Source organism: Streptomyces sp. NPDC087270, assembly GCF_044744625.1.
Lineage (GTDB): Bacteria > Actinomycetota > Actinomycetes > Streptomycetales > Streptomycetaceae > Actinacidiphila.
Genome location: NZ_JBIUYR010000003.1, coordinates 154,543 through 166,927, shown reverse-complemented (window position 1 = coordinate 166,927; position 12,385 = coordinate 154,543). Strand labels below are relative to the sequence as shown.

Below are 12,385 nucleotides of genomic sequence, written 5' to 3'. Positions count from 1 at the left end.
TTTTCTCGTCCTTGCCTTCGCCGGCTGCCCGACACTCGGGTTTCACAGCAGCTTTCATATTGGTTAAGAAGGCTGTTGCGCAAGAGATTCGGGCCAGTCTTTCGGCAGGTCAAGACCCTGTCCGGCATGTGGACTTCCGCTGCGGGGGCGGCGAAGACACCTTTGTGAGTCGATGCGGTGAATCATCGGACATGCGAATCCATGGGCGTTTTGGGACGTGTGCGCCCGCGCGTTTTCGCCCCCGCGCGCGGCGTGGGCGTATTCAAGGATATTGAGGTGAATAGTCCGTATTTCGCTCGGCCGGCGCGATCATGAAGCCCAGCTTGGGTGGGGCTTAAGAAACCCTCGATGGACCCGGCGCGGCACGGGGCGGAAAGGTGGGATCGCCACGGCGGTCACGTCGCGGTGATCCCACCCAGCTCAGGAGAGTCCGCCGGTGAAGGCACTTGTGAAAGCGAAGGCGGAGCCCGGCCTGTGGCTCACGGACGTGCCCGAGCCCGCGCTCGGCCCGGGCGAGGTCCTGATCAAGGTGCTGCGCACCGGCATCTGCGGCACCGACCTGCACATCCGGGCGTACGACGGATGGGCGCAGCAGGCGATCCGCACCCCGCTGGTGCTGGGCCACGAGTTCGTCGGCGACGTCGTCGAGGTCGCGCCCGGCGTGACCGGCATCGCCGCGGGCGACCGGGTCAGCGGTGAGGGGCACCTGGTCTGCGGCACCTGCCGCAACTGCCTGGCCGGACGCCGGCACCTGTGCCGCAGCACCGTCGGCCTGGGCATCGGCCGGGACGGCGCGTTCGCCGAGTACGTGACGCTGCCGGCCGCCAACGTGTGGGTGCACCGGGTGCCGGTGGACCCGGACGTCGCCGCGATCTTCGACCCGTTCGGCAACGCCGTGCACACCGCGCTGTCCTTCCCGCTCGTCGGCGAGGACGTGCTGATCACCGGGGCCGGCCCGATCGGGATCATGGCGGCTGCGGTCGCCCGGCACGCGGGCGCCCGCAACGTGGTGATCACCGATGTCAGCCCGTTCCGGCTGGAGTTGGCGGAGCGGGTCGGGGTGAGCCTCGCGGTGGACGTGCGCACCTCCACGATCGAGGAGGGCCAGCGCGCGCTGGGGCTGCGCGAGGGCTTCGACGTCGGCCTGGAGATGTCCGGTCGCCCCGAGGCACTGCGCAGCATGGTGGCGAACATGACCCACGGCGGCAAGATCGCCCTGCTCGGCCTGCCGGCCGAGGAGTTCGCCGTCGACTTCGCCCGGATCGTCACGTCGATGATCACCCTCAAGGGGATCTACGGGCGGGAGATGTACGAGACCTGGTACGCCATGTCGGTGCTGCTCGAAGGGGGTCTCGACCTCAGCCCGGTGATCACCGGCCGCTACTCGTACCAGGACTTCGACGAGGCGTTCGACGACGCGGCGAGCGGGCGCTGCGGCAAGGTCATCCTCGACTGGACCGCCTGAGCGCTCCGGCCGTACGTCCCGCGCCGCCCGCCGTACCCGCACCGCGCCATGTCCCGAACTCCGGGACCCGCACCCGCACTTGCCCCCTCGCCACCGGCTCCCGCCCCTCGCCTCAAGGAGACCCTCCCGATGCTCGACTCCGTCCGCGCGGATCTGCGCGCCACCCTCGACGAGATCCGCACCGCCGGTCTGCACAAGCCCGAGCGCGTCATCGGCACACCGCAGAGCGCCACCGTCGAGGTGACCGCGGGCGGCCGCCCCGGCGAGGTGCTGAACTTCTGCGCCAACAACTACCTGGGCCTGGCCGACCACCCCGACGTGGTGGCCGCGGCGAAGGACGCGCTGGACCGCTGGGGATACGGCATGGCCTCCGTGCGGTTCATCTGCGGCACCCAGGAGGTGCACAAGGAGCTGGAGTCCCGGCTGTCGGCGTTCCTCGGCATGGAGGACACGATCCTGTACAGCTCGTGCTTCGACGCCAACGGCGGCGTCTTCGAGACGCTGCTGGACGAGCGGGACGCGGTGATCTCCGACGCGCTCAACCACGCCAGCATCATCGACGGCATCCGGCTGTCCAAGGCCCGCCGGCTGCGCTACGCCAACCGGGACATGGCCGAGCTGGAGCAGCGGCTCAAGGAGGCGGGTGACGCGCGCCGCAAGCTGATCGTTACCGACGGCGTGTTCTCCATGGACGGCTTCGTCGCCCCGCTGGACGAGATCTGCGACCTGGCCGACCGCTACGGGGCCATGGTGATGGTGGACGACTCGCACGCGGTGGGCTTCGTCGGCCCCGGCGGGCGCGGCACCCACGAACTGCACGGCGTGATGGACCGGATCGACATCCTCACCGGCACCCTCGGCAAGGCGCTCGGCGGCGCCTCCGGCGGCTACGTCGCCGCCCGCGCCGAGATCGTGGCGCTGCTGCGCCAGCGCTCCCGGCCGTACCTGTTCTCCAACTCCCTCGCCCCGGTGATCGCGGCCGCCTCCCTGAAGGTGCTCGACCTGCTGGAGGACGAGTCCGAGGCGGGACCGGGACCGCTGCTGCGGGCCCGGCTCCAGGAGAACACCGCGCTGTTCCGGGAGCGGATGACCCAGGAGGGCTTCGAGCTCGCGCCGGGCGGCCACCCGATCGTCCCGGTCATGATCGGCGACGCCGAACAGGCCGGGCGGCTGGCTGACCTGCTGCTGGAGCACTCCGTCTACGCGATCGGCTTCTCCTACCCGGTGGTGCCGCACGGCAAGGCCCGGATCAGGGTGCAGCTGTCCGCGAGCCACTCCGCCGAGGACGTCGAGCGGGCCGTCGCGGCATTCGTGGCCGCCCGGGAGTCCCTGGCAGGATGACCAGGTGATCGATACGCGCCGGCTGCGAACCCTGCGGGCCGTGGCGGACCACCGTACGGTGACCGCCGCGGCCGCCGTGCTGTACCTGACCCCCTCCGCGGTCTCGCAGCAACTCGCGGCACTGGAGGCCGAGGTCGGCCACCAGCTGCTGGTGCGTGACGGCCGCGGGGTCCGGCTGACCGCCGCCGGGGAGATCCTGGTCGCGCACAGCAGCACCGTGCTGGCCCAGCTGGAGCGGGCCGAGGCCGAGCTCGCCGCCTACGCGGGCGGGGCGGCCGGCACCGTGACCGTGGTGTCCTTCGCCACAGGCATCACCACCGTGCTGGCCCGGGCGATGGCCGCGCTGACGCTGTCGTCCCCGGGCATCCGGGTCCGCGTGCGCGACGCCGAGGGCGACGAGAGCCTGGCCATGGTGCTGGACGGGCACGCGGATGTCGCGGTCGCGGTCGAGTACCGCGGTGCGCCGCGCGACGACGACCAGCGGCTGTCCCGGGTCGCCCTGTACGCCGAGCCCTTCGACGCGGTCCTGCCGCGCGGCCACCGGCTGGACGACTGCGAGCGGGTCCGGGTCGAGGACCTCGCCGACGAGTACTGGATCAGCCCCTACCCGGGCAACCCCTGCCACGACGTGGTCACCCTCGCCTGCGAGCTGGCGGGCTTCCAGCCCCGCGTCGCGCACTCGTCCGACGACTTCCGCGCGGTCGCCGCGCTGGTCGGGGTCGGCGCGGGTGTCGCGCTGGTGCCGCGCTCCGCGCTGCGCGGGGTGCACCTGCCCGACGTCGTGATCCGCCCCGTCGCCGGCAGCCCCGCCACCCGCCGGGTCTTCGCCGCGGTCCGGCGCGGCGCCGAGCAGCACCCCCTGATCCGCCCGGTCCTCTCGGAACTCCAGGAGGCAGCCGCCACGGCGAGCCCCGACGCGGACTGACCGGCGCGAGGCGCCGCGCCACAGGCGGTCGCGTCAGGGCGCCTTGATGCCGCGGGTCGGCGGGGAGGGCCACACTGTCGGTGGCAGCGGTCAGAATCGGCCCATGACTTCGGTGACCGCGCAGGACTACGCCTGGATACATTCCTCCCCGCTCTTCGGCCACGCGCTGGAGTGCGGCTACAGCCTGGCCCTGGTGCGGGGCGTGCCCCCGGAGGAGGTGCTGCGGGTCATGGGCGCGGAGCCGCAGGGCACGTGCGCGGGGGTCGAGGAGCTGATCGAGCTCCAGAACGAGCTGTGCGACCAGCTGGACCACTCGGACAGCTCCTTCCTCGCCGGCGCGTTCACCGTGCCGGGGGAGGACGGCGACTGGACACTCGTCTGGGAACTCGCACGGGGCGGCACGGGCATCCAGCCGCGCTTCATGAAGGCCCTCTCGGCGGGGGGCCGGGCCGTGGAGCACTCCCGCAACGGCGGCAAGCCCATCAACGGCTTCTCCTGGTACGAGGACGGGGAGCTGCGCACCACCTTCGAAGGGCCCACCTTCAGAAGCGGCAGCACCCCCGACGCCCTCCTCCCGATGATGCGCGAGGTCGGCTGCGACCTCCGGGACGAGGACCGCAGGAGCGGCGGCACCGACGACAAGGCGGCGGTCCTCGCCCTGACCGAGCGGCTCACCGGCGTCCGGCTGACGGAGGAAGTGCTCCGGGACGCGCACTACCGGCTCGGGCTCGTCCCCGACGAGCCCGCCGAGGAGTGGACCACCGTCGTCGTCGACATCACCGACGCCCACGGCGAGCGCTTCTACCGGAAGTTCACCCGTGCCCGGATCGAGGAAGCCGCCTCCCGCCGCCGCGCGGAGGCCGACCACCCGAGGATCGACCCCCTCTCCGCCCCGGAGGACACGGTCTGAGCGGTCGGCTCCGGAAGCCCCTCGGGGGTTGACCGCGGAGCCGACCATGCGGGGGAGCGCTGGTCGGGGGCCGGCGCCGGCGCCGGCAGGTCGCGGCCGGACGGGTCGAGACGGGGGCGGCGCCCCAGCACAGCCGACCGGCGGGTACCGCCGCCGAACCGCGCCGGCCGGAGGGTGGCCGGCCGCCCGCCGGCCGCTGTCGGACGCTGTCGGCACCAAGGCGGCAGGGGCCACTGGCCACCGTGCGGCCACGGTCGACGACGGCCTCAGCCCAGGAACTCCTGGCGGGTGGGGGCCGAGGTGCCGAGGTCCACCGGTTCCGGAGCGGGGCGCGGGCCGCCGACCGGTCGGCGTCGTACCAAGGAGCACGAGACGGCGCCGACCGCGATCACGACGATGGGCAGCGCAAGGGTCGGTCGCATCGCGTGGACGACCCCGTGCTCGAACGTGGACGCCGCCACCTGGTCGATGTGATGGGCCAGGCTCGGCGGTGTTCCCTGCGGCGGGTGGACCACCGTGCCGTTCCGCCCGACGCCGACCTCCTGACCGCTCCTGGCGGCGTTGCGGAAGCCGGCCAGGAACGGGCCGCGGACGTCGGCCGGGAGGCCGGCCGCCCGCTTCGCCGCTTCGTCCTGCAGTGACGCGGCCAGGCGGTTCTGCAGTACCGCGCCGACCGCGGCGCTGCCGATCACCGTGCCGATCTGGCGGATCGTGTTCATCACGCCGGAGGCCGCCCCGGCCATCGCGGGCTCCACGTTGTACATGGCGACCGTGACCATCGGGCCGAACACGCAGCCGATGCCTACCCCGGCCGTGACCAGGGCGGGCTGGAACTCCCACCACGCGCGGCCGACATCGGTGACCCAGGTGAGCCAGGCCATCCCGGCCGCGAACAGGGTCAGACCGGTCATCAGGACGTACTTGCCGCCGATCCGGTCCGACATCCGGCCCGCGACCGGCGACAGCACCGCCGACACCACCATCGCCGGCGCCATCACGAGCCCGGCTGTGAGGGGGCTGAAGTCCAGCACCGACTGCAGATAGATCATCACCGGCAGGAACAGGCCGAGCATCCCGACCTGGACGGTCGCGGACACGAAGGTCATGACCGCGTAGTCGCGGTCGCGGAAGAGCACGAAGGGCAGCAGCGGTTCGCCGTGCTGCCGGGTGCCCTGGTGAACCAGGAACAGCACCAGCAGCAGGGCAGCCGCGCCCAGCAGCGCCCAGATCCCGGCGTTCCAGTCGTATCGCTGGCCTTCGGTGAGCGCGAAGGTCAGGCATACCAGCGTCGCCGCGGCGAGGACGACACCCACCATGTCCAGCTTTCGGTGGTTGCCGTGCCGGATGTCGGGGACGAGCGTGACGGCCATCGCCAGGACGATCGCGCCGATCGGGACGTTGACGAAGAAGATCCACCGCCAGCCGGCCGTGCTCACCAGGAACCCGCCGAGGGTGGGCCCGGCGATGGTGGCCACGCCCGCGACTCCGCCCCAGACGCCGAGTGCGGCGCCCCGGCGCTCGGCCGGGAACGTGCCGATGATGATCGTCATCGTCTGCGGCATCAGCGCCGCCGCACCCAGGCCCTGCACGGCCCGGGTGGCGATGAGCTGGGCCGGCCCCTGCGACAGGCCGCACAGCACCGATGCCACGGTGAACAGCGCGACACCCCCGATGAACATGGTGCGCGGCCCGCGCACATCGCCCAGCCGGCCGAAGGTGATCAGCAGTGCGGCGAGGACGAGGATGTAGACATTGATCACCCATAACACCTCGTCAAGCGACGCGTGCAGGCCGCCGATCATGCTGGGGACGGCGACGTTGACGGCCGTCAGGTCCAGCAGTGTCATGAAGAATCCCAGGCTGAGCGTCAGCAGCACCGCCCAGGGATTGCCGCGCCATCTGCTCATTCGTTTCCCATCCTTCGCTCCTCGCATCCCCACGGTCGGTGGCGGAAGCGCCGCCACCGGGTGGGCCCGGCAGGTTGGGCCTCCACGAACACCGCCTCGAACCTTTCGGTTGCCATGGCGTGACTCCTTTCCGGAAGTGAACAGCCGCCGCTCATGGGCGTCGTCGAGGTAGGCGCGCAAGGCGTCTGTGACCAGCGCGGACAAGGACATGCCCGGCTCGATCGCGTGGTGCTCGACCTGCCTGATCAGCCTCCGCGGCGGATGCACGGTGAACTGCTTGACTTCCGCATCACCCGTCGGGCGATACTAGCTCACTAGATTGCTAGCATCCTAGCCCAGGAGGTCTCCCGTGTCTGCTTTTGCAGCCGATCCACACGACCCGGTTGTCGTCCGCGCAGGCGACGCCGAGCAACTGCCCGAGATCGGCCACTGCCTACTGGCTGACGCCAGTGCCAGCAACGGGGCGCTCAGCGCCCACCGCGTCCGACTCGCCCGCGGCGCAGACGGCGCGGTCCCGCACCGGCACGACCACTCCTCGGAGCTGTTCTTCGTCGTCGACGGAACGCTCCAGGTGCTTGTGGGATCGAAGGTCATCACCGCCGGCTCCGGTGACCTCCTGGTCATCCCGCCGCAGTGTGCCCACGCCTTCCGCGCCGCCCCGGAGGACACCGCCGATGCCCTGATCGTGATCACCCCTGGCATCGAACGATTCGACTACCTCCGGCAGGTCGCCAGAATCCGCCGGGGCGAAGCCGGCCGCGACAGCCTGCTCACCGGGCAGCACCGCTACGACACCCACTTCGTCACCAGCCCTGCCTGGTAAGGCGAGAGCACCACCTCCACGACCACATCGGCGGCGGCACCCCAGACCGCGCGGGCTGAGAAGGGACCGGCGAAGCGGGCCAGGTGACGTTGCGGGGAGCCCTTGCGGTGAAGCGGCCCTGCCGGTCAGCGCACCCGGAAGACCGGTCCGCGCGGGGCGAACGGCAGCCCCGCGCCCTCCGGGATCAGGTAGGCGTGCTCGCGGCGGACCCGCAGCACGTCGCACCAGCCGTCGGTGATCACCAGGACGGGGGCCGTCGGCGGGAAGTCGTCGGCCCGCTGCAGCAGGTCGATGCCGGGTTGCAGGACCGTGCCGCCGCGTCCCCTGACCTGTACCCGCCCGGCGATCTCCGTTGGCGCCAGGTACCCGGCGTCGTAGGCGGCGGCGTCACAGAACACCACCCGGGCGGCCGGCACGTCGCGCGCCTCGGCGTAGGAGGCGATCGCGCCCAGTGCCTTGGCGAGCAGCGGGCCGGACATCGAGCCCGAGGTGTCCAGGACGACGCCGAAGGTGCAGCGGGCGACCTCCTCGGGCGGGAAGGAGCGGCCCGCGCGCGGGATGTCGGGGGTCGAGGCCTGGCGCCGGGCGGGCCGGGAGTAGCTGCGTACCGGCTCGGGCCGCGGCACGAACTCGTCGAACCAGCGCGCCAGTTGGGCATCCCACGGGACGGGCGGGTGGGCGAGCGCGCGGATCTCCTGGATCAGTCCGGCCGGTAGCAGGCCACGTTGCCGGTCGGTGTGCAGCTGGTGGCCCTGGACGAGGGCGCGCCGGTAGAACTCGTCGAGGTCGACGGGGTCGGCGGGCCGGCCGGGCAGTGGTTCGCCCAGGATGTCGCCGGCGCCCTTGCCGCGCAGGGTCGCAAGGCGCCGGCCACGTCGCAGCCCGGTGGTGATCCGGTCGTACACCTCCTCGGTCGACAGACCCTTCAACTCGGCGTCGTACAGCAGCCCTTCGGGCATCGCGCCGACGCTCATCTCCGTCAGCCAGCCGTTGATGACGTAGTCGGCGGCGACGTTGAAGAGATAGTGGTCGCGGGAGCCGCGGCGCCCGCCGTGGCGCAACGCGGCGTGCAGCATCTCGTGGGCGAGGATGAACCGCCACTCCTCGTCCGTGAACCGCTTGAGCGGGTTGATGTAGATCTCGCCGGCGGTGGCGTCCACGGCGGCCACGGAGATGTCGTGCACGCGGGCGAGTTCGGCGTCGGCGACGACGGTCAGTCCGGCCGCGAGGCCGCCGAGCAGCGGGTAGGACGAGACGAACCAGTTGAGGGCGCGATCCCAGGGACGCTGGGCGACGCGCTCACCGGTGAGCCGGTCCCGGCGGCCACCCGCGACGTCCATCGCGGCGGAGACCGTACGGGTCAGGGCGTACGCGAAGGCGAGTTGCCGGTCGGGCAGGACGGTGTTCCAGTGCGGCCACTGGACCAGCAACTGGTCGGGTTCGCCGTCCGCGGTGCCGCACCGCTCGTAGGCGGCCGGGACGCCGGTCTTACGCCAGCGGGCGGCGAGCTGCTCCTCGTCGCCGTCGGGGTAACTCGTGGGGAGATGGTCGGGGGTGGTGCCGATGGGGAAGGTGGTGAGGAAACGGTTGACGACGGTGCAGCGGGCGGCGAGGTCGAAGCGGTCGGGCTGCTCGCGGGGCTCCTTGGCGGCGGGGAGGTGGCCGAAGCCGAGGTGGAGGAGGGCATGGGCGAGCGCCCAGGCCCACTCGCCGGGTTCGGCTCGGCGGGTGGGGTGGACGTTCACCCGCCCATTGGAGTCCGCCCGGACGAGGCCCTGGCCCGGGGCGTCGGCGTTGCCTTGGGCGCGGACGAAGTCGGCGTCGATGGCTGCGAGGGCGGGGTTGCGGCCCACCAGGTCCACGCCGGCGGCGAAAGCCTCGGCGGCCGGGTCGGGGCGGTCTGCGCCCTGCTTGCGGGACCGGCTCAACGCCGGGCCTCGACCAGGCGCGGCATGTCGCGGGCGGCCTCCACCAGGAACCAGGCGGGCAGCACCGGGTTGCCGTCGGCGTCCTCGGCGATGACGGTCTGGGCGACCTCGACGGAGATCTCGGCGAGCTGGACGAGCAGCGACTTGGCGCGGTAGGCGGTCTCGCGCACGGCGGCCGAGGCGTGCTCGCGCCGGGCCGGGAGCTCCTTGACGAGCCGCCCCCGGAACGCCTCGGCGAGGTAGTAGAGCAGGTCGCGGTCTTCGATGCGGCGGGGCCAGGAGGCGTCTCCCTTGATGATCGCCTCGATGCCGTAGGTGTGTCGCACGATCTTGGCGTACCCGCAGAAGGAGACGGCGTGGGCGGGGGTCAGCGTCCCGTGAGCCACGACCTTCAGCGTCTCCTCGTCCAGCGCCGGCCCGAAGGAGTGCAGCGCGTCGGAGAGCATGTGCCAGGAGCGGGGCGTGGAGAACGGCTCCTCGGTCTTGGGCGGCTGCGACCACAGGTGGTCGGGACGGTCGGAGAGGTAGTCCACCACCCAGGGGTGGATGCCGTTCTCGCCCGCCCACACCAGCCAGTCGGTGGCGGAGGCACGCAGGTGGACGTGGGTGAGGCGGTTGACGAGTGCGGAGGCGATGGGGCGTGCCAGGGCGTTGTCGGTGGCGCGGTTGCCGGCGCCGATCACGATCGAGCCGGCCGGGAGTTCGTAGTTGCCGATCCGGCGGTCGAGGATGAGCGAGTAGAACGCCTTCTGCACATCCGGGGTCGCGGCGTTGAGCTCGTCCAGGAAGAGGCAGTACGGCTCGTCGCGGGCGATCGCCTCCGGCGGGCAGAACACGGAGCGGCCGTCGCGGATCTGCGGCACGCCGATCAGGTCTTCAGGGGCGAGCTGCGTGCCCAGCAGGCTTACGCACTCAAGGCCCAGCGAGTCGGCGAACTTCCTCACCAGGGAGGACTTCCCGATGCCGGGGGCGCCCCAGAGGAATACCGGGCGGACCGTGGCGAGGCCCAGGAGGAGGTCCGGGATCTGGGTGGGCGTGACGGTTATCGTGGCCTGCAAGCGGTTGGCTCCTCCGCCGGGGATTTTCCTGTTCGCCCAGCGTATGGGGGCGGCGAGGGCAGTCGCATCTCGTTTTCCAGGGCCGCTATTCGCCACACGGATACGGGTGTTCCGAAAGACGCGATCGACGCACGTGGGGAGCGCGGATAGCTTCGTTTCCACCCTGTCAACGGCGCGTTGCGGTGAATTCACGGCCACGTCCGGCCACTCTCGCGCGCCAAGCCGGAGAGGAAGTCATGCCGCCCCCCACTCCCGTTGCCGTCCACCCCGAAGTCCCCGCCCCCGCCTCCGCGCGCACCCGTCTCCCTCGCCGCGTGCTGGCCTGGATGCTGTGTGCCCTGGCCCTGCTCGCTACGGTGCCGCTCATGACGCTGTCCACCGCATCCCCGGCCGCCGCCGCCGACAGCGGCCTCGACCCCAGCCAGTTCCACGGCGTGCACTGGTCCCGCCTCGGCGACAACTTCACCCCCGACCGGCTCGTGCTGCAGGGACTGTCCGCGGACGACGACTACAACTCGGCCAGGAGCAAGGCCGACGCGATGTTCGCCACGTTCCAGAGCACGCTGGGCGCCAACACCGTCCGGCTGCCGATGAACCCGGCCACCGCCGACTGGCACACCTACGACGCCGTCATCGACGCCGCGACCGCCAAGGGCTTCAAGGTCATCCTGTGCTACTGGTCCGAGGACGGCAGCAACAAGATCGCCGACAGCTACCTGCCCACCTGGAACCAGATGTGGGACACGGAGGTCGCCAAGTACCTGTCCAACCCGCTGGTCTACTTCGACCCGATGAACGAGCCGGTCGGCTTCACCACCGCCCAGTGGCTGGACTTCGCCGCCAACTGGATCACCCGCGAGAGCGCCAACGGCCTGCCCAGGAACCGGATGTTCATCGAGGGCGCCGAGGCCGACTCGGGCGGCTGGGGCAGCGACCTGCGACCGCTGTGCGGTGACTCCCGCTTCGACGGCGTCTACCTCGCGATGCACCGCTACGCCTTCCCCTACGGCGCGCGGAGCTACGACGACTGGGTCAACGACATCAAGACGTACATGGGGAACTGCCCCTCGCGCACCGTCATCGAGGAGTTCGGCGCCGACGCCGACAACGGCATCGACTACGACGCCACTCCGAGCGCCACCACCCCCAAGGAAGTCGCGTTCCTGCGGGCCATCACCGACGTCATACGCGAGTACAACCTCGGTGCCATCTGGTGCCACGGCATCGGCGGCAGGACCACGAGCCCGGACCACGACTCGCTGAACATCCTCCGGCTCTTCAGCGGCTTCGACAGCGGCAGCACCCAGAACCTGCCGCTGTGGACGCCGAACCCCACCGCCGTCAACCGTCTCAAGTACGCCTGGGGCACGCCGAGTTCGGACACCACCCGGCTGCACAACGTCGGCTACGACGCGTGCCTCGACGTGCCCGGCGCGTCGCAGGCCGACGGCGTCCAGGTCCAGGTCACGACCTGCGGCAGCGGTGACAACCAGCAGTGGACCCGCCAGTCCGACGGGACGATCACCGTGTACGGCGGGACGAAGTGCCTGGCCGCCGCGGGTTCCGGTACGACCAACGGCACCCATGTGGTCATCGACGACTGCCAGGGCGGGGCCGGGCAGCAGTGGTACCAGTTCTCCGACGGGACGATCCGCAACGCCGGCTCCAAGCTCTGCCTGGACGCGGACCTGTACAGCGAGCAGAACGTCCAGCTCTGGTCCTGCGGCAACGGTGACAACCAGAAGTGGCAGACCCTGTAGGCAGGCCCTACAGGCAGGGACCGCCACCGCGTACGCGCGCCGCCGGCCACGGGAACCGTCACCGTGACCGGCGGCGGGCATTCCCGCGAACCGCCGCCCGGGCGAACCGCTGGGCGAACCGCCGCTGGGCGAACCGCCGCCCGGGCGAGCCGCTGGGCGAACCGCCAACGGGAGAAGCCCGTCGCCGGGAGAATCACGAAACCGCCGGCCCGTTTCCGTAAGGCGCCCGTTTCGCCGGAGGAAAGATCCGAAATCCGGATGGACGCCT

9 protein-coding genes are annotated in these 12,385 nt (G+C 71.4%); 6 read left to right on the top strand and 3 right to left on the bottom strand.

From position 1 onward, the window contains the following. The first annotated feature begins 436 nt into the window (after positions 1-436). The 4 genes from tdh (at position 437) to ACIPAE_RS07485 (ending at position 4,641) form a co-directional block, all read left to right on the top strand. Positions 437-1,465, top strand: coding sequence for an L-threonine 3-dehydrogenase (gene tdh, locus ACIPAE_RS07500; RefSeq protein WP_329373318.1), 1,029 nt, complete (start codon positions 437-439; stop codon positions 1,463-1,465). A gap of 129 nt (positions 1,466-1,594) precedes the next feature. After that, positions 1,595-2,806: a glycine C-acetyltransferase gene (locus ACIPAE_RS07495; protein ID WP_402443542.1), complete on the top strand. Its 1,212-nt coding sequence runs from the start codon at positions 1,595-1,597 to the stop codon at positions 2,804-2,806. A gap of 4 nt (positions 2,807-2,810) precedes the next feature. After that, on the top strand, positions 2,811-3,731 hold the full coding sequence (locus tag ACIPAE_RS07490; protein ID WP_402443540.1) for a LysR family transcriptional regulator: 921 nt from the start codon (positions 2,811-2,813) through the stop codon (positions 3,729-3,731). A 103-nt stretch (positions 3,732-3,834) separates the two neighbouring features. Beyond that, complete coding sequence (locus ACIPAE_RS07485) at positions 3,835-4,641, top strand: DUF6461 domain-containing protein (RefSeq protein ID WP_402443538.1); 807 nt, start codon at positions 3,835-3,837, stop codon at positions 4,639-4,641. A gap of 266 nt (positions 4,642-4,907) precedes the next feature. On the opposite strand, the gene ACIPAE_RS07480 is transcribed toward ACIPAE_RS07485, so the two are convergent. Continuing rightward, the gene (locus tag ACIPAE_RS07480) at positions 4,908-6,548 is read right to left on the bottom strand and encodes an MFS transporter (protein WP_329373325.1); all 1,641 of its coding nucleotides are present in this window, start codon (positions 6,546-6,548) and stop codon (positions 4,908-4,910) included. A gap of 349 nt (positions 6,549-6,897) precedes the next feature. On the opposite strand from ACIPAE_RS07480, the gene ACIPAE_RS07475 reads away from it, so the two are divergent. Further along, entirely contained in the window at positions 6,898-7,371 is a 474-nt protein-coding gene (locus tag ACIPAE_RS07475; protein ID WP_402443536.1) for a cupin domain-containing protein, read from the top strand. Positions 7,372-7,496: 125 nt separating this feature from the next. On the opposite strand, the gene ACIPAE_RS07470 is transcribed toward ACIPAE_RS07475, so the two are convergent. After that, a complete protein-coding gene (locus ACIPAE_RS07470) occupies positions 7,497-9,299 on the bottom strand; it encodes a VWA-like domain-containing protein (RefSeq protein ID WP_402443534.1) in 1,803 nt (600 codons plus the stop codon). After that, on the bottom strand, positions 9,296-10,357 hold the full coding sequence (locus tag ACIPAE_RS07465; protein WP_402443532.1) for an ATP-binding protein: 1,062 nt from the start codon (positions 10,355-10,357) through the stop codon (positions 9,296-9,298). Before ACIPAE_RS07465 ends, ACIPAE_RS07470 begins: the two co-directional genes overlap by 4 nt. Before the next feature lie 365 nt (positions 10,358-10,722). On the opposite strand from ACIPAE_RS07465, the gene ACIPAE_RS07460 reads away from it, so the two are divergent. After that, positions 10,723-12,117 carry a ricin-type beta-trefoil lectin domain protein gene (locus ACIPAE_RS07460; RefSeq protein WP_402443530.1) on the top strand — a complete coding sequence of 465 codons (1,395 nt, stop codon included), beginning with the start codon at positions 10,723-10,725 and terminating at the stop codon, positions 12,115-12,117. Positions 12,118-12,385: the final 268 nt, after the last annotated feature.

Bases quoted from the DNA above. Each gene is read 5' to 3' on its own strand.
- ACIPAE_RS07495 (WP_402443542.1), top strand. From the start codon at position 1,595: ATGCTCGACTCCGTCCGCGCGGATCTGCGCGCCACCCTCGACGAGATC.
- ACIPAE_RS07485 (WP_402443538.1), top strand. From the start codon at position 3,835: ATGACTTCGGTGACCGCGCAGGACTACGCCTGGATACATTCCTCCCCG.
- ACIPAE_RS07480 (WP_329373325.1), bottom strand. From the start codon at position 6,548: ATGAGCAGATGGCGCGGCAATCCCTGGGCGGTGCTGCTGACGCTCAGC.
- ACIPAE_RS07460 (WP_402443530.1), top strand. From the start codon at position 10,723: ATGACGCTGTCCACCGCATCCCCGGCCGCCGCCGCCGACAGCGGCCTC.